Below are 25,099 nucleotides of genomic sequence, written 5' to 3'. Positions count from 1 at the left end.
ACGCGATAGAGAGCGCGTGCCGGCCGTGGCTACAAATAAGACTATTACAAGGAAATCACACGTGCAAATCCTCGAACAACGCTTCCTGCGCGGACCGAACGTCCACGCCGATTCGCCATGCCTGCTATCGGTGGTCGACCTGCAGGACCTGTACGGCAAGTCCACCAAGGACCTGCCCGGCTTCAACCACGCGCTGCTCGAGCTGCTGCCGTCGCTGCACGGCGAGCGCCTGCCCGCCGGCCAGCCCGGCGGCTTCGCCCAGCGCCTGCGCGAAGGCACCTACCTGGGCCGCGTGATCGAGCACGTGACCCTGGAACTGCAAACCCTGGCCGGCGCGCCGGCCAGCTTTGGCCGCACGCGGCCGGTGAACGGCCGTCCGGGGCAGTTCCGCATCGTGTGCGCCTACAGCTGCGAAAAGCTGGCCGAGCCGGCGTTCGACCTGGCGCTCGACCTGGTGACGGCGCTGGCGCACGGCGAAGGTTTCGAGCTGGGGCCGCGCCTGGAAGAGCTGCGCGAGATCGCCGGACGTTATGCGATCGGCACCAGCACCGCCGCGGTGATCGCGGCGGCGCAGGAGCGCGGCATTCCGGTGCAGCGCATCACCGACGAAGCCAATCTGTTCCTGCTGGGCTGGGGCGTCCGGCAAAAACGTCTGCAGGCCACGACCACCGGCGACACCAGCTTCATCGCCGTGAAGATCGCCAGCGACAAGCAGCTGACCAAGGCCTTGCTGAAGGAAGCCGGCGTGCCGGTGCCGGAAGGCGACGTGGTCACCACCGTGGAGTCGGCCCAGCGCGCGGCGCGCCGCCTGAACGGGCCGGTGACCCTGAAGCCGCTGGACGGCAACCAGGGCAAGGGCGTGACGGTCGACTGCAATACGCCGGACGACGTCGCGCGCGCCTTCGAGTTCGCGCGCCAGTACGGGCGCCGCATCATCGTCGAGCGCCATGTGAAGGGCTGCGACTATCGCGTGCTGGTCGCCGGCGGGCGCGTGGCCGCGGCCTCGCGCCGCCGTCCGGCCCATGTAGTGGGCGACGGCGTCAAGACCATCCGCGAGCTGGTCGAGATCGAGAACGCCAATCCGGCGCGCGGCGCCGGCCACGCGACGATCCTGACCCGGATCGCGCTCGACGAGCACGCGGCCGACATGCTGTCGCGCCAGGGCTTCGAGTTCGACAGCGTGCTGCCCGTGGGCGTGGTGGCCGAGTTGCGCGGCAACGCCAACCTGTCGACCGGCGGCACCGCCGAAGACGTGACCGACCTGCTGCCCGATACGACGCGCCTGTTGTGCGTGCGTGCGGCGAGCAAGATCGGCCTGGACGTGGCCGGCATCGACATCGTGTGCGAGGACATCGGCCAGCCGCTGGCGGCGCAGCGCGGCGCCGTCATCGAAGTCAATGCGGCGCCCGGCATCCGCATGCACCAGTATCCGAGCGCGGGCGAGGCGCGCGACGCCGGCGAGGCGATCGTCGATGGCCTGATGGGCGCTTCCGATGGCCGCATCCCGGTGATCGCGCTGACCGGCACCAATGGCAAGACCACCACCACCTTGCTGGTCGCGCATGCGGCGCGCATGGCGGGGCGCGTCACCGGCGTGACCACCACCGAGGGCGTTTTCATCGACGGCAAGCAGGTGGTGAAGGGCGACTGCACCGGTTACTGGTCGGCGCGCACGGTGCTGCACGCGCCGGAAGTGGAGATCGCGGTGCTGGAGACGGCGCGCGGCGGCATCCTCAAGCGCGGCCTGGCGTATGACCGCTGCGACGTGGCGGTGGTGTTGAACATCGCGGCCGACCACCTGGGCCTGGACGGCGTCGACACGGTCGAGGACCTGGCGCAGGTGAAGGCGGTGGTGGCGCAATCGGCGTCGAAGGCGGTGGTGCTCAACGCCGAGGACGCGCTGTGCGTGCAGATGGCGCGCCGCGTCAAGCCGGGCGCCGAAGTGCTGTTCTTCTCGATGGATGCCGAAAACCCGGTGCTGCTCAAGCACCTGGAAGACGGCGGCCGCGGCGCCTATCTGCAGGACGGCGCGGTGGTGATCGCGGACGGCCATATCCAGCAGGCGGTGATCAAGGTCGAAAGCATGCCGGTGGCCTTCGGCGGCCTGGCCCGCTTCAACATCGCCAATGCGCTGGCCGCTGCGGCGGCCCTGATGGCGTCCGACTTCAGCCACCTGCAGATCGCCGCCGGCCTGTCCACTTTCGTGTCGAACGGCCGCACCAACCCGCTGCGCACGAATATGTTCGACGTGCGCGGCGTGACGGTGATCGTCGACTACGCCCACAATCCAGCCGCCTACGCCGCCATGGCCGACATGGCGCGCGGCATGCTTCCGGGCCAACTGGTCGGCATCGTGACCGCCCCCGGCGACCGCCGCGACAGCGACCTGCGCGAGGTAGGCAAAGTATGCGGCGCCCGCTTCGACGAACTGGTGGTCTACGAATCGCAAAGCCGCGGCCGCGCGGTGGGCGAAGCGGTCGACCTGATCCTGGCCGGCGCCGAAGAAGCAGTCGGCCTGACGGACACCCTGCACCGCGAACTCGAGGTAGGCAACGCCATCCGCCTGGGCCTGAGCCTGTGCGAGCCGGGCGACGTCCTGGTCTTCGCCTGCGGCTCGTCGCTCCAGGTCTTCGTCGACGCCATCCGCGCCACCGACCCCGAAAGCGCCGACCTGATCGCCGCCCAAACCACCTGACTCGGTCGCCCTGGCCGTCCCTCAATGAGGGTCAGCGTAAAATTGTTGGGCAATTTCCCAAATTCGCCCAGCAATCAATGAGGGTCAGTGTCGAATTATTGGCCAATAGCTTTGCGGACAACTAGGGTCGGAGTCGCATTAACGGCTCATCCGTAAAAGTTGTCAAACAATTCGACTCTGACCCTTATTATTTTTTATCTCCCAGCGTACATTTTCGCGTTAAGCCGGCAGTTGGTTCGGAATGCACTGATCTCTCTCGACCTCTTTTCTGAGGAAGCGATACCCAACGGGAAAAATTCCGGCCCCGAATCAATGAGGGTCAGAGTCAAATTATTGAGCAATTGCTCAAATACGCCGGCGAATTAATTGGGGTCGGAGTCGAATTATTGGCCAATTGCTCCGCAGATAATTAGGGTCAGAGTCGATTTAACGGCTCATCAGCAAAAGTTGTCAAACAATTCGACACTGACCCTGATTGGAGGTGGGGAAAGAAAACGGCCCGGGAGGGCCGTTCGGTCAGATCGTGGCGGCGTCGATGCGGCGCGCGAGGTCGGGGCGGGTGGGGCGCAGGGCCTCGGTCAGTTCGGAGATCGAGGAGCCGCAGCCGAAGACCAGCACGTCGCCCGGACGGCACATCGACAGGCCCAGGCGGATCGCGCGGTGCACGTCCAGTTCCACCTGCAGTTGCTCGGCGTCGATCTTGCCGAGCTTGGCGCCGCGCGCCAGCAGGGTGGCGGTTTCGCCGGCGGGGCGGCCGCGGTTTTCGGATTCGTAGATCACCAGTTCGTCGAAGCCGGCGGCGCAGGTGCGGCCGATGTCGACCAGGTCGGCGTCGCGGCGGTCGCCAGGGGCGGCGACCACCCCGACCAGGCGGCCCGGGGTCATCGCGCGCGCCATCTCGGCCAGGGCGGCGTAGGCCGCGCAATTGTGGGCGTAGTCGACCACCACCGTCACGCCGTCCACGTCGAACAGGTTCGAACGCAGCGGATTGTGCTTGCTGTCCGAGACGAAGCCGCGCAGGCCGTCCGCGATCTCGTGGTTGGCGAAGCCGCAGGCGATCAAGGCCGCCGCCGCCGCCATCGCGTTGGCGATGTTGTAGCGCGCGCGGCCGCCCAGCGAAGAGGGCATCTCGCGCACGTCCATCAGCGCTTCGTGGCGCAGGCCGCTCGCGATCACGATCGTCGAATCCTGCAGGTAGACCCCGCGCCCGCCGTGCTCCACATGGCGCAGCAGCACCGGATCCTCGGCGTCCAGCGCGAAGTAGATGATCTCGACGCCGTCGGCCAGCTCGGCCGCCATCCGCACGCAATACGTGTCCTCGGCATTGAGCACCACCGCGCGCGAGGCGCGCTTGGCCACCACCGCCTTCACCCTCGCCAGGTCGTCGATGGTGTCGATCCCGTCCAGTCCCAGGTGGTCGGCCGAGACGTTCAGCACCACCGCCACGTCGCAGCGGTCGTACGCCAGGCCGCGCTTGAGGATGCCGCCGCGCGCCGTCTCCAGCACCGCGAAGTCGACGTCCGGCGCGCCCAGCACGCTGCGCGCCGAATGGTAGCCGGTGCAGTCGCCTTCATAGGCCAGCTGGCCGTTCAGGTAGACGCCGCTGGTGGTGGTCACGCCGGTGCGCAGGCCGGCCATGCGCACCGTGTGCTCGATCAAGAGGCTGGTGGTGGTCTTGCCGTTGGTGCCGGTCACCGCCACCACGGGAATGCGTCCATTGCAGCCGCCGAACAGCGCCTCGACGATGGCGTCGCCGGCGTCGCGCGGCGTGCCGCGGCTCGGGTACTGGTGCATGCGGATGCCCGGCGCCGCGTTGACCTCGATGATGCCGCCGCGCTGGGCGCGCAGCGGCAGTGCGATGTCTTCGCAGATGATGTCGATGCCCGCCACGTCCAGGCCGATGGTGCGCGCGGCGCGGATGCAGATGTCGCGCGTCTCTTCCGGCAGCAGGTCGGTCACGTCCTCGGCGGTGCCGCCGGTCGACAGGTTGGCGTTGCCGCGCAGGTCGGCGCTCACGCCATCGGCCAGCACCGTGTCGAGGTCATATCCCTGCCGGGCCAGCGTCTCGTCGGCGAGGGCGTCCAGTGGGATCCTGGTGAGGATGTTGGTGTGGCCATCGCCGCGCGCCGGGTTGCGGTTTTCAAGCTCGACCAGCTCGCGGATGGTCGACTTGCCGTCGCCCGTCACGTGCGGCGGACGGCGCCAGGAGGCGGCCGCGATCTTGCCGCCCGTGACCAGCACGCGGTAGTCGCGGCCGCGCAGGTATTCCTCGACGATCACGCGCCGGCCATGCTTGCGCGCGAACTCGAAGGCGCGCGCCACGGCGTCAGGGGAGACGCAGTCGACGGTCACGCCCTTGCCCTGGTTGGCGTCCAGCGGCTTGATCGCCACCGGCCGGCCGAGGCGGCGCGCGAGGCGCTGGGCCGCTTCCACCGTGGTGACGACGTCGCCTTCCGGAACCGGCACGCCGGCCCCGTCGAGCAGCGCCTTGGTCAGCTGCTTGTCGCTGGCGATGCCCACCGCGATCGAATTGGTGGCGCCGGTGATCGTTGCCTGCAGCCGCTTCTGGCGGCTGCCCCAGCCCAGCTGGAACAGGTTTGCCGAATCAAGCAGGCGCAGCGCCGGGATGCCGCGCCGCAGGGCGGCGTTGACGACGGCGCCGGTGCTGGTGCCGATCGCATGGTGTTCGGCGGTGTCGCGCAATTCGGCGACGGCGGCGTCCAGGTCGAAGGCCTGGTCGAGCGCCAGCGCCTCGAGCAGGGCGATCGCGGTGCGCAGCGCTTCCTCGGCCACCTGCTCGATCGCGTAGCCGCATACCACGCGGAGGCGCTCGGGCTGTCCCAGGACCGGCAGGGTGGCGCTGTGCTCACCCGGGGCGCCGGCCAGGCGCTGCAACTCCATGACCACCGGTTCGAGCGCGTCGACCAGCAGCGCGTCGTCGGCGAGGCGCACCGCGGCCTCGAGCGGCAACGCCGGCAGCAGTGCGAGCAGGCGCGCGGAAAAGCCGCGGCCCTTGGCGCCGCCGTTGTCCACCAGCGCCATCAGGCACGGACTGGCGGCGTACAGATTGGGCCCGCGCAGCAGGCGTTTTTCCTTGATTCTCATGACAGTGTCGTCCGTTTGGTGACGTTTTCCAGGAAGTCCAGCAGCTGGGGCGGCACCCGCTTGCCGGTCTGCTCCTGGCCATCGGGCAGTGCATATTTGCTGCCGGCCGGCAGCAGGTGCAGCCGCACGTCGATCAGCTCCGGCGTGGCGCGGTCCTTGATCTCGGCCACGTTGGTGCTCATCGAGCGGCCGTCGACCACGGTCACCGCGCCTTCGCCCACCACCTCGATGCCGACCCCGCGCTCGATGATCAGGGCCGTGTCTTCGTCGATGCCGATCCCCTGCAGATACGGGTTCTGGGCCACCACCGACAACAGGCGCGACAGGCGCTGGCGTTCCGAGAAGTGCTGGTCGACCACCACGCGGTGCAGGAATCCGAGACCCGCGCCCAGGCTCACCGAGCCCTTCTCGGGCAGCAGGTCGGTGCGGCCTTGCGCCAGCATATGCCCCGACATGGCCGAGGCCCCGGCGCTGGTGCCGCCGATGGTGGCGCCGCGTACCTTGAGGGCGTTGTGCATCTCGGCGTCCATGGCGGTGCCGCCGATCAGGGCCAGCAGGCGTTTCTGGTCGCCGCCGGTCATGAAGATGCCGTCGGCCTCGCCCACCTTGCGCACGAAGTCTTCGCTGTTGGCGTCTTCGCGGCTGGTGATCTCGAGGTGGGCGCGTTCCTTCACGCCCAGTGTGCCGAACACGCCGTCGTAGATGTGCCACATCTCGTCGGCGATCTGGCTGGCCGCCGTGATCACCACGATGCGCGCGCTGGCGCCGCCCGACAGTTCGACGAAGCGCGACAGGATTTCCATGTCGTGCTTGCGGTCTTCGCCGCCGCCGATGATGACCAGGTGACCGTTCTTCTGTTTCGCTTGTTCGCTCATCGTTGCACCATTTTCGAATAAGGCATGTCGCTGTTGCTGCAGGCGCCGGCGTCGTGACGGCTGACTGCGATCAGCCCGACTTCGATCTCCGGCGCGAACAGGTCGATTCCGCGTTGCAGCGCCCGGTCGAGCGGCATGCCGTCTGCGATCCAGCCATAGACCGTGCGCGCCAGCAGGTGGCGCACGATGTGTTCGCCGATGCCGGTCGCCGCCACCGCGCCTTCCGGCCCGGCATAGAAGCCGCTGCCGATGATCGGGGTGTCGCCGACGCGCCCGAGCAGCGACGGCGCCGAGCCGCCGGTGGAGCAGGCCACCGCGAAGTGGCCGTCGGCGCCGCGCACCACGGCGCCGACCGTGTCGCAGGCGACGCCGTCGGGCAGCTGCAGCGGGGTGTTGTAGTTCCAGAAGCGCTCGAACAGCGCGTTGTTCACGCCCGGCATGACCGGCACCGAGCCGGCCAGCTGCGTCATGATCTTGCGGTGCGCGGCGCGCTGGCGTTCCGACGTCGGCAGGCTCTCGGGCATGCCGATCGCGCGCGCGAAGCGCGTGGCGCCGTCGCCGGCCAGCAGCCAGTGTGGCGTGTCGGCCACCGCGCGCGCCAGCTGCACCGGGTTCTTCACCGATTGCACGCAGGCGATCGCGCCAAGGCGGCCGCGGGTATCCATGATCGAGGCATCCATTTCGACGGTGGCGCCGTCGAGGCACAGCACCGAACCGCTGCCGGCGTTGAAGCGGCCATCGTCTTCGAGGGCGCTGACCGCGGCGATGGCGGCGTCCAGCGCCTCGCCGTTGACTTCCAGCTGCGCCAATGCGCGGCGCGCGGCGAGAACGCAGCCATCTTCGTTCTCGCGCGACGCGCCGGCGCCACCGTGTACCACGACGGCGCCAGCTTGTTGAGGCTTGCTCATCTCGTCCAATCCTTTTGCATTATTGTTATCTTGACCGGTCGCGCAACTCCGTGTGCGACCAGCAGACATTATGCAAAAGCAACCGTCTGAACCATATCGGTAGCGCCGCCGTGTGTATGTAAGAGGCCGCTTACAGGGCAATCCAAATCTGGTAACATACCGCCCCTTCGATATAAAGGTTCCTATGGCGCACGCTTGCGGCGTTGACTTCGGCACGTCCAACTCCACTGTCGGCTGGCTCCGGCCAGGCACGACCCACTCCGCCCCCACGGCGCTCCTGACGCTCGAGGATGGCAAGCCCACCTTGCCGTCGGTGGTGTTCTTCAATGCCGACGACGAGCGGGTCAGCTATGGTCGCGCGGCGCTGGCCGAATACCTCGAGGGTTACGAGGGCCGCCTCATGCGCTCGCTCAAGAGCCTGCTCGGCACCAGCCTGATCGACGGCCAGACCGAGGTCGCCGGCCGCGCGCTGCCGTTCCGCGCGCTGCTGTCGCAATTCATCGGTGAGGTGAAGCGCCGCGCCGAAAGCCAGGCCGGCGTGCCGTTCGAGCGCGCGGTGTTCGGCCGTCCGGTCTTCTTCATCGACGACGACCCGCAGGCCGACCAGCTGGCCGAGGACACGCTGCGCGAGGTGGCGCAGGCGGTCGGCTTCAAGGAGGTCGGTTTCCAGTACGAGCCGATCGCCGCCGCCTTCGACTACGAGGCGCGGATCGACCGCGAGGAACTGGTCCTGATCGCCGACATCGGCGGCGGCACCTCGGACTTTTCGCTGCTGCGCCTCGGCCCGCAGCGCGCCGCGCGCAGCGACCGGCGCGACGACATCCTGGCCAATGGCGGCGTGCACATCGGCGGCACCGATTTCGACAAGTACCTGAGCCTGGCCAGCGTGATGCCGCTGCTCGGTTACGGCAGCAGCCTGCGCTCGGGCGCGGCGATCCCGTCCAGCTATTACTTCAACCTGGCGACCTGGCACACGATCAACCAGGCCTACACGCGCAAGAGCGTGACGCAGCTGGCCGACCTGGCGCGCGATGCGGCCGAGCCAGGCAAGATCGCGCGCCTGCAGAACCTGATCGACGAGCGCGCCGGCCACTGGCTGGCGATCCAGGTGGAGGGCGCCAAGATCGCGCTGTCCGACGCCGACATGGTGCGCCTGCAGCTCGACCGCCTGGCGCCGCCCGAGACGCTCGACGTCGCCCGCGCGCAGTTCGAGGCGGCCATCGCCGGCCTGGTCGACCAGGTGGCGACCACGGTGAGCAAACTGTTCGCGGATGCCGGGGTGAAGCCGGAGGACGTGGATACGGTATTCTTCACGGGCGGTTCGAGCGGCGTCGGCCTGCTGCGCGAGCGCATCGGCGCCATGGTGCCGGGCGCGCGCCGCGTGGAGGGCGACCTGTTCGGCAGCATCGGCACCGGCCTGGCGCTGGACGCGCTGCGCCGGTTCGGCTGAAGGTCCGGCCCGACCGCGCACATACAATAGAGGATGGAACGATGAGTGTTTATGATCGACCGCTGGTGATGCTCGACTTCGAGACCACCGGCCTGTCGCCCGAGATGGGCGACCGCATCACCGAAGTGGCGGCGCTGCGCATCGTGGGCGGCGAAGTGACGGAGCGCTACGTCTCGCTGGTGAACTGCGGCGTGCGGATCCCATCCTTCATCACCCAGCTGACCGGGATCACGCAAGCGATGGTCGACGGCGCGCCGCCGGCTCACGAGGTGGTGCCGGAACTGCTCGACTTCATCGGCGGCGACGTGCTGTCGGCCCACAATGCCAGCTTCGACGAGAAGTTCCTCAAGGCCGAAGGCGCGCGCTTCGGCCGCGCCACGTCGCACGCCGGCCTGGTGTGCTCGCTGAAGCTGTCGCGCCGCCTGTTCCCGGGCCTGACCAGCTACAAGCTGGGCCTGCTCTCGCGCCAGCTCGGCATCGAGTTCCGCGGCACCGCCCACCGGGCCGAGGCCGACGCCCAGGTGGCCGCCGACGTGCTGCTGCACGCCGCGCGCCACCTCGGCCGCACCTGCGGCATCGAGCAGGTTGAGCCGGCGCTGCTGGTCTCGATCAACAAGGTCGCGGCCGCCAAGATTCCCGCCTTCCTCGACAAGTACGCGGCCACCGTGCGCGAGCGCCGGGCTGCCGCGGCCGCCGTCGCTGCCTGAGCCTTCTGACCCAACCGTGGCGGCGCGCGCGCCGCTGACCGTCCGATTGTGCGGTCGCAAATCCCGAATCCCTCGCTCTCCTTAAAATTTTAACAACGGGATTGAGAACGCCGAGAGGACTTCGATGAGCGAGGATGCCGCCCGACAGGGCACCGCCACCTACGAGTGGTTCCACCGCGCCGCCAGCGGCGGCAATCCCTACGCTCAGTTCAACCTGGCCCAGCTGTACCTGCGTGGCGACGGCGTCGCGCGCGACGAGGCCAAAGCGGCCGCCTGGCTGGCGCGCGCCGCCCAGCAGGGGCTGGCCTATGCCCAGAACCACCTGGGCGCCATGTACTACAACGGGCGCGGCGTGTGCCGCGATCACACGCGGGCGGCGCACTGGTTCCAGCGCGCCGCGGAGCAGGGCGACCGCTCGGCCCAGCACAATCTGGGTCTCCTGTACCGCAAGGGCCGCGGCGTGCCGCGCTCGCACAAGGCGGCGATCGGCTGGTTCTACCGGGCCGCCGAACAAGGCATGGCGCGCGCCCAGACCCAGCTCGCCCAGGGGTATCTGCACGGCCTCGGCGTCAACGTCAGCCACCCGCTGGCGATGGCATGGTTCCGCAAGGCCGCGATGCAGGGGCACGTGCCGGCGCAGGTGCAACTGGCGCAAATGTATGCGCGCGGGCAGGGCGTGGCGCCCAGTCCGGCCCAGGCCCTGTACTGGTTCCGCCACGCGGCCGGGGCGGGCGACCCCACCGCCCAGCGCCAGCTCGGCGTGGCCTATGCCGAAGGCCGCGGCGCCGGCCCCGATCCGGCCCTGGCCATCCAGTGGCTCGAACGCGCGGCGGCCGGCGGCGAACGCGAGGCGCTGTACGTGCTGGGCGGGCTACTCTCGGGCGGCGGCATGCCGCGCGACAGCGCACGCGCGCTGCGCTGCTACATGCAGGCGGCGGCCCGGGGCCACGTGCAGGCCCAGTACCGGGTGGCGCGCATGCTGGCTGGCGGTCGCGGCGTGCAGCGCGATCCGGCGCGCGCGCTCGAGTTCTACCTGCAGGCCGCCGAGGGCGGCGCCGCCAATGCCCAGTTCGCGCTGGGCCTGCTGTACGCCAAGGGCCAGGGCGTGCCGCGCGATCTGGCCCTGGCCGCGGCCTGGTACCGGCGCGCCGCCCAGCAGGGCGACGCCAGCGCCCAGAACAACCTGGGCGCCATGTATGCCTGCGGCGAAGGCGTGCCGCGCGACGACAACCTGGCCGCCCACTGGTACCGCCTCGCGGCGCGCCAGGACCACCCGCCGGCCCAGCACAACCTGGGCGGGCTGTACGCCGCCGGGCGCGGCGTCGCGAAGAATCCGGTGCGGGCCTGCATGTGGGCCTGGCTGGCGCGCCAGGGCCGCGGCCTCGACAAGGCGGCGCCGGCCGACGTCGCGCTGGCCGCCAGCACGGCGGCCAACGACTTTACCGCCTTGCTGAGCCCGGCCGAGCGGAGCCGGGCGCGGACCCTGGTCGAGCGCTGGCTGGCGTCGAAGACGAGTCCACGCCGGCTGCTCGGGCGCACCGGCGCATGAGCGCGTTCTCACCGCGCTGCGTGTTCCGCTGGGGTTTAGCGAGGTTTTCCTTATGCTCGTCGCAACCTGGCATGCGCGTGGCATGCATCGTCAATACGCGTCCGGCCGCGAGCGGCGCCCCTGGCAGCTACGCCATACTCAAGCATGTCATTTCGCGCTATGATGCCCTGCGGCCACAAGCCCACACCATCATTCAACAGCCCGAGAAGAATATGCACATGAGACTCGCCACGCTCGCCGCCGTCCTGGCCGCTGCTTTCGCCGCGCCAGCGATGGGGCAGAGCTGCTCGCCTGCCGGCCCTTCGCTGACCTATCCCGTGTCGAAGAAGGTCGACCAGACCGACAACTACCACGGCACCGTGGTGGCCGACCCCTACCGCTGGCTCGAGGACGCGAACAGCGCTGACACCAAATCCTGGGTCGACGCCCAGAACAAGGTCACCCAGGCCTACCTGGCACAGATCCCGCAGCGCGAGGCGATCCGCCAGCGCCTGACCCAGCTCTGGAACTACGAGCGCTACAGCGTGCCGGGCAAGGAAGGCGGCCGCTACTTCTACACGCGCAACGATGGCTTGCAGAACCAGGCCGTGCTGTACACCCTGAAGAACCTGTACGACCAGCCGCGCATGCTGCTCGACCCGAACACCCTGGCGCTTGATGGCACCGTCGCCCTGGCCGGCGCCGAGGTCAGCCCCGACGGCAAGCTGCTGGCCTACAGCATCGCCGCGTCCGGCTCCGACTGGAACGAGATCAAGGTGCGCGACATCGACACCGGCAAGGACCTGCCTGACCACATCAAGTGGGTCAAGTTCTCGAGCACCGCCTGGACCAAGGATGGCAAGGGCTTCTTCTACAGCCGCTACGACGAGCCGAAAGAAGCGACCAAGCTGGCCGACGTCAACTACTTCCAGAAGCTGTACTTCCACCGCATCGGCACGCCGCAAAGCGCCGACACCCTGGTGTACGACCGCGCCGACCAGAAGGAATGGGGCTTCGGCGGCCAGACCACCGACGATGGCCGTTACCTGATCATCACCACCACCAAGGGCACCGCGCCGAAGAACCGCGTTTCGTACAAGGACCTGTCCAAGCCCGATGCCAAGGTGGTCGACCTGATCGACAACTTCGACGCCGGCTACGACTTCATCGACAATGTCGGCACCGTGTTCTACTTCAGCACCGACCGCAACGCGCCCAAGAAGCGCATCGTCGCGATCGACGTCAGCAAGCCGCTTGAAGCCAACTGGAAAGAGATCGCCGCCGAAACCGCCGACACCCTGGCCGGCGCCGACATCATCAACAACCAGCTCGTGCTCGAGTACCTGAAGGATGCCAAGAGCGTGGTGCGCGTGGTGTCGCTCGAAGGCAAGCCGGTGCGCGAGATCGCGCTGCCGGGCATCGGCACCGTCGGTGGCCTCACGGGCAAGCGCCAGGACGCCGAGACCTTCTATTCGTTCACCGGCTTCACCAATCCGACCACGATCTACCGCCTGAACCTCAAGACCGGCGAGAGCACCGTGTTCCGCCAGCCGAAGGTCGCCTTCAACCCGGCCGACTACGAGACCCGCCAGCAGTTCTACACGAGCCGCGACGGCACCAAGGTGCCGATGTTCATCGTGTCCAAGAAGGGCCTCAAGCTGGACGGTTCGAACCCGACCTATCTGTACGGCTACGGCGGCTTCAATATCGCGCTGACCCCGAGCTTCTCGCCGGCCAACCTGGCCTGGATGGAAATGGGCGGCGTCTACGTGGTGGCCAACCTGCGCGGCGGCGGAGAATATGGCGAAGCCTGGCACCAGGCCGGCACCAAGCTGCAAAAGCAGAACGTGTTCGACGACTTCATCGGCGCGGCCGAGTGGCTGGTGCAGAACAAGGTCACCTCGCCGAAGAAACTGGCGATCGGCGGCGGCAGCAACGGCGGCCTGCTGGTCGGCGCGGCCACCACCCAGCGTCCGGACCTGTTCGCGGCGGCGATTCCGAGCGTGGGCGTGATGGACATGCTGCGCTTCCACAAGTTCACCATCGGCTGGGCATGGACTTCGGACTACGGCTCGTCGGAAAATCCTGACGAGTTCAAGGCCCTGGTCAAGTATTCGCCGCTGCACAACCTGAAGGCGGGCACCTGCTATCCGGCGACCATGGTCACCACCGCCGACCACGACGACCGCGTGGTGCCGGCGCACAGCTTCAAGTACGCCGCCGCGGCCCAGGCTGCCCAGGCCGGCTCGGCACCGATCCTGATCCGCATCGACACCAAGGCGGGCCATGGCGCCGGCAAGCCGACCGGCAAGCAGATCGAGGAAGTCGCCGATCGCTGGGGCTTCCTGTCGCGTGAGCTGCACATGCAGGATGCTGCCAAGACGGTTGGCGGCTCGCACTAGGTAGTAACGATCACCCGGCGCTGCGCCGGGTGAACGAGACAACGGCCGCCAGGGCAACCCGGCGGCCGCTGTTTTTCATGCCTGTTTTTCATGCCAGATTTGCAGGCCTACCGGTGGACCACCACCAATACGGCCTTCGCCTCGGTCTTGCCGGTATTGCGAATCACATCAAGTACTCGCCGCTGCACAATCTGAAAGCGGGCACCTGCTATCCAGCTACCATGGTCACCACGGCCGATCACGACGATCGCGTGGTGCCGGCGCACAGTTTCAAGTACGCCGCCGCGGCCCAGGCTGCCCAAGCCGGTTCGGCGCCGATCCTGATCCGCATCGACACCAAGGCGGGCCATGGCGCCGGCAAGCCGACCGGCAAGCAGATCGAGGAAGTCGCCGATCGCTGGGGCTTCCTGTCGCGTGAGCGGCATATGGTCAGCCCGTCTAGCGCTATAAGCAGCACATACTGAGTTAGAAGTCATCATCCGCACCCAATCTTGGGATGGGTGATGAGCTAATCATAGCCAGGAATATCCGCAGTCACTTATGTGGCGGCCATGCAAGTACTTGAGCCCACATCAAGACTGCGCGTAGTACTTAGTATTATGAGAAATTGCTATGAGACCTAATAGTGAAATTTTAATGCGTAGTCTATGCTTCTGGCTTGCTTCCACGTTTTTCTAAAACTGCGTGGTCGCCTAGTTGAAAAAGTACGCCAATAATTTCAACTGTTGAGGCGATAGCATACCAGAATGCAAACCAACCGCCGATGATCAGCCAAGGGGTCTTTGGAAGCGCCTGTTGCAGAACGCCGATCGCTAAGGCAAATACCATAACCATTAACGGATAGCCTAAATCTGCGTTTAATACCAAAACAGAACCGCGTTTTCTAGTTCCATTCTCAATAGATTTGCTCAGTATTTCATCTAAATCGCGGACTAAGCGTTCAGGTATCGCAAACACTAATGCGTATACGCCGATGCCAAAGCCAAGCACGCTTGGGAAAATGCTTACAGTTAAAGCGCCCGGTGATGATGAAAAATTGCTCAGCTCAACTGAGAATGGGTGTATATCGCATATAGCAGCCTGAACCCAAGGGTGTAAAGTCACGCTGGTTAAAGCCGATGCAGCAACGAATGGTCGCCAAAAAGCTTTAACGTAGGCTGGAACGCCTGCGAACTGCTTGCTTGCTTGAAAATCACCTCGGTACGCGTAAGTGTTTAGTATGGAGACTATTGTTCCTAAAATCGGGATTTTTCTAAAGAGGCCGTACAGTATTGTCCGTTTCTGTGGGCTATTCATGCTTCCTCTTCATCGTCAAGATCGTCATGAATATCGCTAAGCTTCCCGCGTATTCTGTCATAAAACTCCATAGCATCACCTGTTGCCGCTTGTGTTCGATTCACTTGAAAAGTCACCGGCATATCGCGAGTATCATATACTTGTTGTCGCTCTACAATTCTATTCCCGACTTGCTGTGGTGCGAAATATGTGATCCGCGCTCCTCCTAAGCCAGTTGCTGCTGCTACGACCATTGCCTTTACGAAATGCGGGAGGCGGTTCATCCGTCCACCTTTACCAGCAGATGCATGAACAGTAAGAGACTTCGTTCGAGTATCTTTCAGTTCTTGCAGCAACTCCTCGGTGTCGTGCCCATTTCTAAAAGTCAAGTCGAGATCAATTACTGAGTATGCAGTTGCCGAGCTGAAGACCTTATTTAATCCAGATTTCTTCGACAAGCCATGGATAGTTAATTCGTAGCCTGGAAAGTCTTGCTCTGCTATTGGCGATAACATATTTGCCAACGCATCAGCAAAGGCCTTTGAGGGCGGGAGCCAAGCAGGAGCCTCAATCGCGAGGAGGTGATTTTGCGCGTCAAAGACGAAAGCGATTCGCTCTTCAGATGTTACACCAGTTCGTGGCCCGGCAGTGAAAAGCGATCTCTTGGTTCCCAGTTCCTTGACCTGCTCAACCTTTCGATATCGGACAAACTCGCCATAAACGAAACCCCGCGGGAATGTGAAATCTGAAACCGGACCAATAAAAATATCTTCACTCTGCCTAAAATGGTATCGACCTTCTTTACGTTCCTTTATTATCCTTTTGTTATGGGATTGAAACTTTGAAAATAACGTCTTGTAACCTCTAATGCCTACCTCTTGGGTAGTCTCCTCTAAGGGAAGCAGCTGAACATTATAGACACGAAATTTTGCCATGAACTTTTGCCCTCTGATCTGTAGTAACGCTGTTTTAAAATTACAGCTTACCTGAACAAAGTTTTTTCAACCAGGAAAATTGCGTGCCAAATTGAAGCGGTTGCGTAAATGCAAAAACGGGCATATGCAATGATCATAGATTCTCAAATTGTATCAGTACGTTTTTGCGAATCTAATTAGCAAGAGCTGCTCACATCCCGATTTCCCTAATGGGATGGATCAAACATCGTCGTAAGGGGCGGGCTAAACCTGACTTCAGATTTATAGCTCTTCATTTTGGCGCAAAGACGCGATCGAGTTTGACAACGTATAGTTAGCGGTGCACAACGACGAGAACTGCCTTCGCCTCGGTCTTGCCCGTATTGCGGATCACATGGTTCTGATCGGCCGGATACCGCGCCGTCGCCCCATGCCGCACCTTGCGCTTTTCGTTCCCCACTTCCAGCTCGACCGTGCCGGTGATCACCGTCAGGTGCTCGCCAGTGCCCGGATCGTGCGCCTGCGAGGCCAGCTCTCCGCCCGGCGCCAGGGTCAGCTCATACCATTCATACTTGCCCGCCAGGTCCATTGGCCCCAGGATGCGCAGCGAATAGCCGGCATGCGCGCCGGGCAGGGTGGGGATCTCGTGGGCGTCGACCACGCGGATCAGGTCGCTCGTCCTCACCTCGGACGACAGCAGTTCGCCGATCTGCACGCCCAGCGCATTGGCCAGGCGCCAGGTGATGGCGATGGTCGGATTCGCCTTCTCGCGCTCGATCTGCGACAGCATCGACTTCGACACGCCAGCGATACGCGACAGGTCCTCGAGCGTCAGGCCACGCGCCAGCCGCAGGCGTTGTAGTGTGGCGCCAACTTCTGGCGGGGCATTGTTTGTTAGAGTGGTACTCATTTTCCGTTGGCTGCCTGTCTGGGTATTGCCTAATGCAAATTGCTAATAAGTATATGGGAAGCCGCTTGCCAAGTTCATTGGCTGGGCGTAAGATTCAATATATCGAATTTCTGTTCGAGATAGCGAACTAGTTTTCTACATCGAACGAACCAACGGTACAACATCCGCCGACCGCCGGTCAAGCCGCCGGTCTTGCCACGAGTTCAGCCACATTAAACAGGGAACAGGGGAACACCATGAGCGATCAAGCTTTCTACAGCAGCCTGCAGCAAAAACTCGCGACCTTGGAGGACGAGGGCCTGTTCAAGCCCGAGCGCGTGCTGGCCTCGCGCCAGGGCGCCGAGGTGGTGGCGCAGGATGGTCGTACCCTGATCAATATGTGCGCCAATAACTACCTGGGCCTGTCGGGCGACGTCGAGACCCAGGAAGCCGCCGCCGCCGCCCTCGAGAAGTACGGTTATGGCCTGTCGTCGGTGCGCTTCATCTGCGGCACCCAGACCGTGCACAAGGAGCTGGAGCAGGCACTCTCGAACTTCCTGGGCACCGAAGACACCATCCTGTACGCGGCCGCCTTCGACGCCAATGGCGGCGTGTTCGAGCCGCTGTTCGACGAGAACGACGCCATCATCTCGGACGCCCTCAACCACGCTTCGATCATCGACGGCGTACGCCTGTGCAAGGCCGCGCGCTACCGCTATGCCAACAACGACATGGCCGACCTCGAGAAGCAGCTGATCGCCGCCCTTGACGCCGGCAAGCGCCACAAGATCATCGTCACCGACGGTGTGTTCTCGATGGACGGCACCATCGCCCAGCTGGACAAGATCGTCGCGCTGGCCGAGAAGTACGGCGCCCTGACCATGATCGACGAATCGCACGCTTCCGGCTTCATGGGCGCGACTGGCCGTGGCACGCACGAGCATTGCGGCGTGATCGGCAAGATCGACATCATCACCGGCACCCTGGGAAAGGCCCTGGGCGGCGCGATGGGCGGTTTCACGTCGGGGAAAAAAGAAGTCATCGAAACCCTGCGCCAGAAGTCGCGTCCCTACCTGTTCTCGAACACGCTGGCGCCGATGATCGCCGGCGCCTCGCTGGCGGTGCTGGAGCGCATCTCCAAGTCGACCGAGCTGCGCGACCGCCTGCACGAGAACACCGCCTACTTCCGCCAGGAGATCGAGCGCATCGGCTTCACCATCAAGCCGGGCACCCACCCGGTGGTGCCGGTGATGCTGTTCGAGGCGCCGGTCGCGCAGAAATTCGCGGCGCGCATGTTCGAACTGGGCGTGCTGCTGTCGGGCTTCTTCTATCCGGTGGTGCCGATGGGGCAGGCGCGCGTGCGCGTGCAGTTGTCCGCGGCCCATACCCGCGAGCAGCTCGACACCGTGCTGAAGGCCTTCGAGCAAGCCGGCAAAGAGCTGGGCATCATCAAGAATTAAACTACATAGAAGCAAGGAAGACAGCATGGAACGCATCCTCATCATCGGCGCCAACGGCCAGATCGGCAGTGAACTGGTCAGCGCGCTGGCCGACAAGCACGGCGCACAGAACGTGATCGCCTCGGACATCGGCGACAAGAACCTGTACGGCGCCGCGCGCTATACCGTGCTCAATGTGCTGGACAAGGACAGCCTGGCGCGCCTGGTCGCGGATGAGGGCATCACCCAGGTCTACCAGCTGGCGGCCATGCTGTCGGCCACCGGCGAGAAGGCGCCGCTGAAGGCATGGTCGCTGAACATGGACGGCCTGCTGAACATCCTCGAGATCGCGCGCGAACGTGGCGAAGCGGGCAAGCCGCTGAAGGTGTTCTGGCCGTCGTCGATCGCCGCCTTCGGCCCGACCACCCCGAGCGAGAACACGCCGCAGTTCACGATCATGGATCCGACCACGATCTACGGCATCAGCAAGCTGGCCGGCGAGCGCCTGTGCGAGTACTATCACAGCAAGTATGGCGTCGACGTGCGCAGCATCCGCTACCCGGGCATCATCAGCTACAAGTCGCCTCCGGGCGGCGGCACCACGGACTATGCGATCGCGATCTTCCACGCGGCCCTGCGCGGCGAGACCTACGAGTGCTTCCTGGGGCCGGAAACGACCCTGCCGATGATCTACATGCCGGATGCGATCCGCGCCACCATCGAGCTGATGGAAGCCCCGGCCGAGCAGGTCGCGATCCGTTCGTCGTACAACGTGGCGGGCGTGTCGTTCAACCCGCGCGAACTGGCCGCCGCGATCACGAAGGCGCTGCCGGCTTTCCGTATCGACTACAGGCCGGACAGCCGCCAGCAGATCGCCGACTCGTGGCCGAAGAGCCTCGACGACAGCCGCGCCACCGCCGACTGGGGCTGGAAATCGCGCATTGGCGTCGACGAGATGGTCGATTCGATGCTGAAGAATATCGACGTGGGCCTGGGCGTGGCGGCGTAAGCCGCGCCTTGCCAGGACACGCATCCAACGGCCTGCCGCCTCGACGCGCCAGGCCGCAATCATTATAAGAACCGAAAAGTGAGACAAGCATGGACATGAGTGTTTTCGACCTGTTCAAGATCGGCATCGGCCCCTCGAGCTCCCACACCGTGGGCCCGATGGTGGCGGCGCGCCGCTTCCTGCTCGAGAGCGGGATGCTGGAACAGGCGGTCGGCGTCGAAGCCCACCTGTACGGCTCGCTGGCGCTGACCGGCGTCGGCCACGCGACCGACAAGGCCGTGATCCTCGGCCTGATGGGCGAGACCCCGCAGGACGTCGACCCGGGCGCGGTCGAGGACAAGCTGGCGGAAGCGGAATTCGACGGCGTGCTGCACCTGCTGGGCATCAAGCCGGTGCCGTTCAGTGCCAAGACCAACCTGGTCTGGCACAAGGCCTCGACCCTGCCGGAGCACCCGAACGGCATGCGCTTCGTGCTCCATCTGCAGGACGGCAGCATCATCGAGCGCATTTATTATTCGGTCGGCGGCGGCTTCATCACCGCGGCCGGCGAGAGCCAGGCGCGCGCGGCCGAGACGCCGACGGCGCCGGTCCCATACCCGTTCGACACGATGGCCCAGCTGCTCGAGCATGGCCGCCGCCATGGCCTGAGCATCCCGCACATGCTGCGCGCCAACGAGCGCACGCGCATGAACGACGAAGAACTGGATGCGGGCCTGGACAATATCTGGCGCGTGATGCGCGAGTGCATCTGCCACGGCCTGGTGACCGAGGGCCGCCTGCCGGGCGGCCTGGACGTGCGCCGCCGCGCGGCCGGCCTGTGGAAGCAGGCGCAGCAAGCGCAACAGCAACCGCTGAACGCCTTGCCGCATGACGCGGTGCAGCAGGTGAGCCTGTACGCCATGGCGGTCAACGAAGAAAACGCGGCCGGCGGCCGGGTCGTCACCGCGCCGACCAACGGCGCCGCCGGCATCATTCCCGCGGTGCTGCGCTACTACGCGGAGGACTGCCGGCCGATCGATCCAGTGCGGGGCGTGCGCGATTTCCTGCTGGCGTCGAGCGCGATCGGCATGCTGTGCAAGAAGAACGCCTCGATCTCGGGCGCCGAAGTCGGCTGCCAGGGCGAGGTGGGCGTGGCCTGCGCGATGGCGGCGGCCGGCCTGGTGGCGGCGCTGGGCGGCAGCAACGAACAGATCGAGAACGCGGCCGAGATCGGCATCGAGCACCACCTGGGCATGACCTGCGATCCGATCGGCGGCCTGGTGCAGATTCCATGCATCGAGCGCAACGGCATGGGCGCGATCAAGGCGATCACGGCAGCCTCGCTGGCGCTGAAGGGCGACGGCACCCATTTCGTGAGCCTGGACAGCGCGATCGAAACCATGCGCCAGACCGGGGCCGACATGCAGGTCAAGTACAAGGAGACCTCGCTGGGCGGGCTGGCGATCCACGTGGTGACGGTCAACCACGCGGCCTGCTGAAGCGCGGCCCGGAAATTCTGCGGGCGGCCCGACAGGCGGCCGCCCAATTTTATTCACCTAAACAACTTTTTTGCAGCACAGCATACATTTCCGCCCGCTCCCACTATAATAAAGTTTCAATGTGAGCCAACCGGATCTTCAAACTGTATGCATTATGTGTCCACCCGCGCGACGAGCGCGTCCGCAGCACGCAATCCCCAGCAATTCTCCGACATCCTGTTAGGTGGCCTGGCCCCGGACGGCGGCCTCTACCTGCCGGCCGAATACCCGCAGGTGACTGGCGCCGAACTCGATGCCTGGCGCAAGCTCTCGTACGCCGAACTGGCCTATGAAATCCTGCGCAAGTTTGCCACCGACATCCCTGACGCCGACCTGAAGGCCCTGACCGCGCGCACCTACACGCCGGAGGTCTACCGCAACGCCCGCGCCGACGAATCGAGCGCGGACATCACTCCGCTGCGCGTGCTGGAAGACGGCGCGCAGGGCAAGCTGGTGCTGCAGGCGCTGTCGAACGGCCCGACCCTGGCCTTCAAGGACATGGCCATGCAGTTGCTGGGCAATCTGTTCGAGTACGCGCTGGCCAGGAACAACGACGAACTGAACATCTTCGGCGCCACCTCGGGCGACACCGGCAGCGCCGCCGAGTACGCGATGCGCGGCAAGCGCGGCGTGCGCGTGTTCATGCTGTCGCCGCACAAGAAGATGAGCGCGTTCCAGACCGCCCAGATGTTCAGCCTGCAGGACCCGAACATCTTCAATATCGCGGTGGAAGGCGTGTTCGACGATTGCCAGGACCTGGTCAAGGCGGTCTCGAACGACCTCGAATTCAAGGCGCGCCAGAAGATCGGCACCGTCAATTCGATCAACTGGGCGCGTGTCGTGGCCCAGGTCGTGTACTACTTCCGCGGCTACCTGGCGGCCACCACCGCTAACTCCCAGAAAGTATCGTTCACGGTCCCGTCGGGGAACTTCGGCAATATCTGCGCCGGCCACATCGCCCGCATGATGGGCCTGCCGATCGACAAGCTGGTGGCCGCCACCAACGAGAACGACGTGCTGGACGAATTCTTCCGCACCGGCGTCTACCGCGTGAGGAAGCCTGCCGAGACCTTCCACACCAGCAGCCCGTCGATGGACATCTCCAAGGCCTCGAACTTCGAGCGCTTCGTGTACGAGCTGGTGGGCCGCGACGCCGAGCGCACGCATGCGCTGTTCCGCAAGGTCGACACCCATGGCGGTTTCGACCTGTCCGGCGCGCCGGGCAGCGATGGCGACGAATTCAAGGATGTGGCGAAGTTCGGCTTCCTGTCCGGCCGCTCGACCCATGCCGACCGCCTGGCCACGATCCGCGACGTCGCCGACGACTACGGCATCACGATCGACACCCACACCGCCGACGGCATCAAGGTCGCGCGCGAACACCTGCAGCCGGGCGTGCCGATGATCGTGCTCGAGACCGCGCTGGCGGCCAAGTTCAACGAAACCATCCTCGAGGCGCTGGGCCAGGACGCCGAGCGTCCCGCCGGCTTCGAGGACATCGAGTCGCTGCCGCAGCGTTTCGTGGTCATGCCGGCCGACGTCGTCCGCATGAAGGCCTACATCGCCGAGCACACGGGGCTGTGATGAACGCACCGGTACAGAAAGCCCCCATGCTGTCGGTGCGCGAAGCGCTCGACTTCCTGCTCGAGGCCGCGCGGCCGGTGGAGCAGGTCGAGACCGTCGCGACCCTCGAGGCCAACGGCCGCGTGCTGGCCGCGGACCAGCTGGCGACGATCGACGTGCCGTCGGCCGACAATACGCAGATGGACGGCTATGCCGTGCGCGCGGCGGATTGCGCGAGCGGCAGCGCGACCCTCAAGGTGAGCCAGCGCATCCCGGCCGGCAGCGTCGGCCATGAACTGGAGCCCGGCACCGCGGCGCGCATCTTCACCGGCGCCCTGATCCCGCCGGGCGCCGATGCGGTCGTGATGCAGGAGCAGGCCGAGGCGGTCGGCGACAGCGTCACCATCCACCATGCGCCGCGCGCCGGCGAGTGGATCCGCCGCAAGGGCGAGGACATCAGCGCCGGCGCCGTGATCCTGCCGGCGGGGAGCCGCCTGCGCAGCCAGGCGCTGGGGCTGGCGGCGTCAAGCGGCCTGGCCAGCCTGCCGGTGCGGCGGCGCCTGCGCGTGGCCGTGTTCTTCACCGGCGACGAGCTGACCATGCCGGGCGACGTGCCGCCCGAGGGATTGAAACCGGGCGCCATCTACAACTCGAACCGTTTTACGCTTCGCGGCCTGCTGGAGAACTTCGGCTGCGAGATCAGCGACTTCGGCATCGTCCCCGATTCGCTGGAGGCGACCCGCGCCACCTTGCGCGAGGCGGCGCGCGAGAACGACCTGATCATCACCTCGGGCGGCGTCTCGGTCGGCGAGGAAGACCATATCAAGCCCGCCGTGGAAGCGGAAGGGCGCCTGTCGATGTGGCAGATCGCGGTCAAGCCGGGTAAACCATTGGCGTTCGGCGAGGTGCGCCGCGAAGACGGATCGAGCGTAAGCAGCGCCACTGGCGCTACCTACTTCCTGGGCCTGCCCGGCAACCCGGTCTCGAGCTTCGTCACCTTCCTGCTGTTCGTGCGGCCTTTCCTGCTGCGCCTGCAGGGCGTGACGGGCCAGGTCGAGCCAAAGGGATATACGGTGCGCGCCGACTTCGACCTGCCCAAGGGCGACCGCCGCAATGAATTCCTGCGCGCGCGCCTGAACGCGGCCGGGGGACTGGACCTGTTCCCGAACCAGAGCTCGGGCGTGCTCACCTCGACGGTGTGGGGCGACGGCCTGGTCGACAACCCGGCGGGCAACCGCATCGCCGCGGGCGACCTGGTGCGCTTCATCCCGTTCGCCGAACTACAGCATTAGGAAAGACATGAAGATCAGTTTGAAATACTTCGCCGCGCTGCGCGAAGCCGTGGGCGCCGCGCAGGAGCAACTGGACCTGCCGCCGGATGTCGCGACGGTGGGCGGCGTGCGCGAACTGCTGCGCGCACGCGGCGGCGTGTGGGCCGAGGCCCTTGCGCCGGAACGTGCGGTGCGCATGGCGTGCAACCAGGTCATGTGCGGCGCCGATACGCCGCTCGGCGAAGGCGCCGAAGTGGCATTCTTCCCGCCCGTGACTGGCGGTTGACGGCGGCCGGCCGCTGGGGCCGGCTGTTCCATCACAAGGCCGCGATCGACTGCTCCGCCAACGCCATCAATTTCGCGCAATTGCTGTTACGCGCCGCGAAATCCTTCCACGCCGTATTGCGCGCCACCGCCTGCCAGCCGCGCAGGGCTTCCGGAGTGAGGTCGACCACGCGCGCGCCGGCGCCGCGGTAGACCGACACCACCTCGGCATCGTCGACGCGCGCCATCTTCATCGCGAACCCCTCCAGGTCGGCGCCGACCTTGAGGATGGCTTCCTGCTGCGGCTTGGGCAAGCGCTCGAACACGGTGCGCGACATCAGGAGCGGCTCGAACATGAACCAGTACGAGCCGCCGCGCGCCGTGGTCAGCGAGCGGGCCGTCTCTTGCAGGCGGAAGGAAATGAGGGACGTCGACGAGGTCAGGGCCGCATCCAGTGCGCCGCTGCGCATGGCGGCGTGGATCTCGTTGGACGGCAGGCTGACGACGGTCGCGCCGGCGTCCTGCAGCAGCATGTCCATCTCGCGCGAGCCGCCACGCACCTTCAGGCCGCGCACATCTTCGGGGTTGAGGATCGGAGCGCCGCGCGAGGCGACCCCGCCGGCCTGCCAGATCCAGCTGACGATCACCAGGCCCTGTTCGCCCAGGATGCGCGCCAGTTCGCGCCCGACCGGGGCGTTCTTCCAGCCATAGCCTTGATCGTAGGACGTGACCAGCGCCGGCATCAGCCCGATATTCGCTTCCGGCGCCTCGCTGCCCGCATACGACAGCGGCACCAGGGCCATGTCGAGCGAACCGCTGCGCAGCGCGCCGAACTGGGCGTTCGGCTGCATCAGGCCCGACCCCGGGTGGATCGAGAACTTCAGGCTGCCGCGCGTGCGCTTCTCGACCTCGGCCGCGAACATGCGGCACAGGCGGTCGCGAAAATCGCCCTGGGCGATGCTGCCGCCGGGGAACTGGTGCGAGATCCTGAGATTGCTGGGCTGGGCCCAGGCGGACTGCATCCACAGGGGACTGGTCGCGATCGCGCCCAGCATTGCCCTGCGGGTCGTAAACGACCGGTTGATTACCGACATATACATCCTCCAAGATGTTTTAACGGACTGCCGGGCGAATCGTGGCTGACCTCGTCGAGCGGGCGCCATCGTTCACGCTGGCGTGTACAAGAATATTCCTGCCACACCGCATGTCAAGCGGAATATTGCAGCTATGACAAAGGCATGCGGTTAACGTAGACCGGCGCCAACGCGGCAGTATCGCGCAGGCCGCT

The 25,099-nt window shown here is 65.6% G+C and carries 18 protein-coding genes and 1 pseudogene; 12 read left to right on the top strand and 7 right to left on the bottom strand.

The annotated features are described in order from the left end of the window. Nucleotides 1-61 precede the first annotated feature (61 nt). Nucleotides 62-2,695 carry a cyanophycin synthetase gene (gene cphA / locus LO55_RS21300; protein WP_071363020.1) on the top strand — a complete coding sequence of 878 codons (2,634 nt, stop codon included), beginning with the start codon at nt 62-64 and terminating at the stop codon, nt 2,693-2,695. 516 nt (nt 2,696-3,211) lie between these two features. On the opposite strand, the gene cphA (LO55_RS21295) is transcribed toward cphA (LO55_RS21300), so the two are convergent. The 3 genes from cphA (LO55_RS21295) to LO55_RS21285 are packed head-to-tail and all read right to left on the bottom strand — an operon-like array spanning nt 3,212 to nt 7,583. Continuing rightward, complete coding sequence (cphA, locus tag LO55_RS21295; RefSeq protein WP_071363019.1) at nt 3,212-5,800, bottom strand: cyanophycin synthetase; 2,589 nt, start codon at nt 5,798-5,800, stop codon at nt 3,212-3,214. Next, nucleotides 5,797-6,675, bottom strand: a complete 879-nt coding sequence (locus tag LO55_RS21290; RefSeq protein ID WP_071363018.1) for a cyanophycinase — start codon at nt 6,673-6,675, stop codon at nt 5,797-5,799. The genes cphA (LO55_RS21295) and LO55_RS21290 overlap by 4 nt, the downstream gene beginning before the upstream one ends. Continuing rightward, complete coding sequence (locus LO55_RS21285; protein WP_071363913.1) at nt 6,672-7,583, bottom strand: isoaspartyl peptidase/L-asparaginase; 912 nt, start codon at nt 7,581-7,583, stop codon at nt 6,672-6,674. Before LO55_RS21285 ends, LO55_RS21290 begins: the two co-directional genes overlap by 4 nt. A gap of 184 nt (nt 7,584-7,767) precedes the next feature. Between LO55_RS21285 and LO55_RS21280 the strand changes: the two genes are divergently transcribed. The 5 genes and pseudogenes from LO55_RS21280 to LO55_RS26050 all read left to right on the top strand — a co-directional run. Further along, the gene (locus LO55_RS21280) at nt 7,768-9,033 is read left to right on the top strand and encodes an Hsp70 family protein (protein ID WP_071363017.1); all 1,266 of its coding nucleotides are present in this window, start codon (nt 7,768-7,770) and stop codon (nt 9,031-9,033) included. Between the two features lie 41 nt (nt 9,034-9,074). Then, nucleotides 9,075-9,740, top strand: a complete 666-nt coding sequence (locus tag LO55_RS21275) for a 3'-5' exonuclease (RefSeq protein WP_071363016.1) — start codon at nt 9,075-9,077, stop codon at nt 9,738-9,740. A 124-nt stretch (nt 9,741-9,864) separates the two neighbouring features. Beyond that, a complete protein-coding gene (locus tag LO55_RS21270; protein ID WP_071363015.1) occupies nt 9,865-11,289 on the top strand; it encodes a tetratricopeptide repeat protein in 1,425 nt (474 codons plus the stop codon). Nucleotides 11,290-11,501: 212 nt separating this feature from the next. Continuing rightward, nucleotides 11,502-13,670 carry a prolyl oligopeptidase family serine peptidase gene (locus LO55_RS21265; protein WP_177185559.1) on the top strand — a complete coding sequence of 723 codons (2,169 nt, stop codon included), beginning with the start codon at nt 11,502-11,504 and terminating at the stop codon, nt 13,668-13,670. A 167-nt stretch (nt 13,671-13,837) separates the two neighbouring features. Next, nucleotides 13,838-14,134, top strand: a pseudogene (locus LO55_RS26050) (prolyl oligopeptidase family serine peptidase); the annotation flags it as partial. A 181-nt stretch (nt 14,135-14,315) separates the two neighbouring features. On the opposite strand, the gene LO55_RS26530 reads toward LO55_RS26050, so the two are convergent. The 3 genes from LO55_RS26530 to LO55_RS21255 form a co-directional block, all read right to left on the bottom strand. Then, nucleotides 14,316-14,966 carry a hypothetical protein gene (locus LO55_RS26530; protein ID WP_143054591.1) on the bottom strand — a complete coding sequence of 217 codons (651 nt, stop codon included), beginning with the start codon at nt 14,964-14,966 and terminating at the stop codon, nt 14,316-14,318. After that, nucleotides 14,963-15,880 carry a DUF4747 family protein gene (locus tag LO55_RS26525; RefSeq protein ID WP_143054590.1) on the bottom strand — a complete coding sequence of 306 codons (918 nt, stop codon included), beginning with the start codon at nt 15,878-15,880 and terminating at the stop codon, nt 14,963-14,965. Before LO55_RS26525 ends, LO55_RS26530 begins: the two co-directional genes overlap by 4 nt. A gap of 313 nt (nt 15,881-16,193) precedes the next feature. Continuing rightward, the gene (locus LO55_RS21255) at nt 16,194-16,769 is read right to left on the bottom strand and encodes a helix-turn-helix domain-containing protein (RefSeq protein WP_005671205.1); all 576 of its coding nucleotides are present in this window, start codon (nt 16,767-16,769) and stop codon (nt 16,194-16,196) included. A gap of 236 nt (nt 16,770-17,005) precedes the next feature. Here LO55_RS21255 and LO55_RS21250 point away from each other — a divergent pair, with 236 nt between their 5' ends. The 6 genes from LO55_RS21250 to moaD all read left to right on the top strand — a co-directional run bounded on the left by LO55_RS21250 (nt 17,006) and on the right by moaD (nt 23,833). Continuing rightward, on the top strand, nt 17,006-18,208 hold the full coding sequence (locus tag LO55_RS21250) for a glycine C-acetyltransferase (RefSeq protein ID WP_071363013.1): 1,203 nt from the start codon (nt 17,006-17,008) through the stop codon (nt 18,206-18,208). Nucleotides 18,209-18,233: 25 nt separating this feature from the next. Continuing rightward, nucleotides 18,234-19,196 carry an NAD-dependent epimerase/dehydratase family protein gene (locus LO55_RS21245; RefSeq protein ID WP_071363012.1) on the top strand — a complete coding sequence of 321 codons (963 nt, stop codon included), beginning with the start codon at nt 18,234-18,236 and terminating at the stop codon, nt 19,194-19,196. 89 nt (nt 19,197-19,285) lie between these two features. Beyond that, nucleotides 19,286-20,674, top strand: coding sequence for an L-serine ammonia-lyase (locus tag LO55_RS21240; RefSeq protein ID WP_071363011.1), 1,389 nt, complete (start codon nt 19,286-19,288; stop codon nt 20,672-20,674). A 147-nt stretch (nt 20,675-20,821) separates the two neighbouring features. After that, nucleotides 20,822-22,297: a threonine synthase gene (thrC, locus tag LO55_RS21235; RefSeq protein WP_071363010.1), complete on the top strand. Its 1,476-nt coding sequence runs from the start codon at nt 20,822-20,824 to the stop codon at nt 22,295-22,297. After that, nucleotides 22,297-23,568, top strand: a complete 1,272-nt coding sequence (locus LO55_RS21230) for a molybdopterin molybdotransferase MoeA (RefSeq protein WP_071363009.1) — start codon at nt 22,297-22,299, stop codon at nt 23,566-23,568. The genes thrC and LO55_RS21230 overlap by 1 nt, the downstream gene beginning before the upstream one ends. A 7-nt stretch (nt 23,569-23,575) precedes the next feature. After that, nucleotides 23,576-23,833 (top strand): molybdopterin converting factor subunit 1, encoded by a 258-nt coding sequence (gene moaD, locus LO55_RS21225; protein WP_071363008.1) that lies wholly within the window; start codon nt 23,576-23,578, stop codon nt 23,831-23,833. Nucleotides 23,834-23,864: 31 nt separating this feature from the next. Here the strand turns inward: moaD and dctP are convergent, their stop codons facing one another. Further along, entirely contained in the window at nt 23,865-24,905 is a 1,041-nt protein-coding gene (dctP, locus tag LO55_RS21220; RefSeq protein WP_071363911.1) for a TRAP transporter substrate-binding protein DctP, read from the bottom strand. Nucleotides 24,906-25,099: the final 194 nt, after the last annotated feature.

It is taken from the genome of Massilia timonae, from assembly GCF_001866515.1.
In the GTDB taxonomy this organism is placed as follows: domain Bacteria; phylum Pseudomonadota; class Gammaproteobacteria; order Burkholderiales; family Burkholderiaceae_D; genus Telluria; species Telluria timonae.
Note: the sequence above shows the minus strand (reverse complement) of the source record. Positions and strands in the feature narration are given on the sequence as shown.

Coding starts and splice junctions, on each gene's coding strand:
- LO55_RS21230 (WP_071363009.1), top strand. CDS start 22,297: ATGAACGCACCGGTACAGAAAGCCCCCATGCTGTCGGTGCGCGAAGCG.
- LO55_RS21255 (WP_005671205.1), bottom strand. CDS start 16,769: ATGAGTACCACTCTAACAAACAATGCCCCGCCAGAAGTTGGCGCCACA.
- LO55_RS26525 (WP_143054590.1), bottom strand. CDS start 15,880: ATGGCAAAATTTCGTGTCTATAATGTTCAGCTGCTTCCCTTAGAGGAG.
- LO55_RS26530 (WP_143054591.1), bottom strand. CDS start 14,966: ATGAATAGCCCACAGAAACGGACAATACTGTACGGCCTCTTTAGAAAA.
- moaD (WP_071363008.1), top strand. CDS start 23,576: ATGAAGATCAGTTTGAAATACTTCGCCGCGCTGCGCGAAGCCGTGGGC.
- cphA (WP_071363019.1), bottom strand. CDS start 5,800: ATGAGAATCAAGGAAAAACGCCTGCTGCGCGGGCCCAATCTGTACGCC.
- thrC (WP_071363010.1), top strand. CDS start 20,822: ATGCATTATGTGTCCACCCGCGCGACGAGCGCGTCCGCAGCACGCAAT.
- LO55_RS21270 (WP_071363015.1), top strand. CDS start 9,865: ATGAGCGAGGATGCCGCCCGACAGGGCACCGCCACCTACGAGTGGTTC.
- LO55_RS21280 (WP_071363017.1), top strand. CDS start 7,768: ATGGCGCACGCTTGCGGCGTTGACTTCGGCACGTCCAACTCCACTGTC.
- LO55_RS21240 (WP_071363011.1), top strand. CDS start 19,286: ATGGACATGAGTGTTTTCGACCTGTTCAAGATCGGCATCGGCCCCTCG.
- LO55_RS21250 (WP_071363013.1), top strand. CDS start 17,006: ATGAGCGATCAAGCTTTCTACAGCAGCCTGCAGCAAAAACTCGCGACC.
- LO55_RS21285 (WP_071363913.1), bottom strand. CDS start 7,583: ATGAGCAAGCCTCAACAAGCTGGCGCCGTCGTGGTACACGGTGGCGCC.
- LO55_RS21265 (WP_177185559.1), top strand. CDS start 11,502: ATGCACATGAGACTCGCCACGCTCGCCGCCGTCCTGGCCGCTGCTTTC.
- LO55_RS21275 (WP_071363016.1), top strand. CDS start 9,075: ATGAGTGTTTATGATCGACCGCTGGTGATGCTCGACTTCGAGACCACC.
- LO55_RS21290 (WP_071363018.1), bottom strand. CDS start 6,675: ATGAGCGAACAAGCGAAACAGAAGAACGGTCACCTGGTCATCATCGGC.
- dctP (WP_071363911.1), bottom strand. CDS start 24,905: ATGTCGGTAATCAACCGGTCGTTTACGACCCGCAGGGCAATGCTGGGC.
- LO55_RS21245 (WP_071363012.1), top strand. CDS start 18,234: ATGGAACGCATCCTCATCATCGGCGCCAACGGCCAGATCGGCAGTGAA.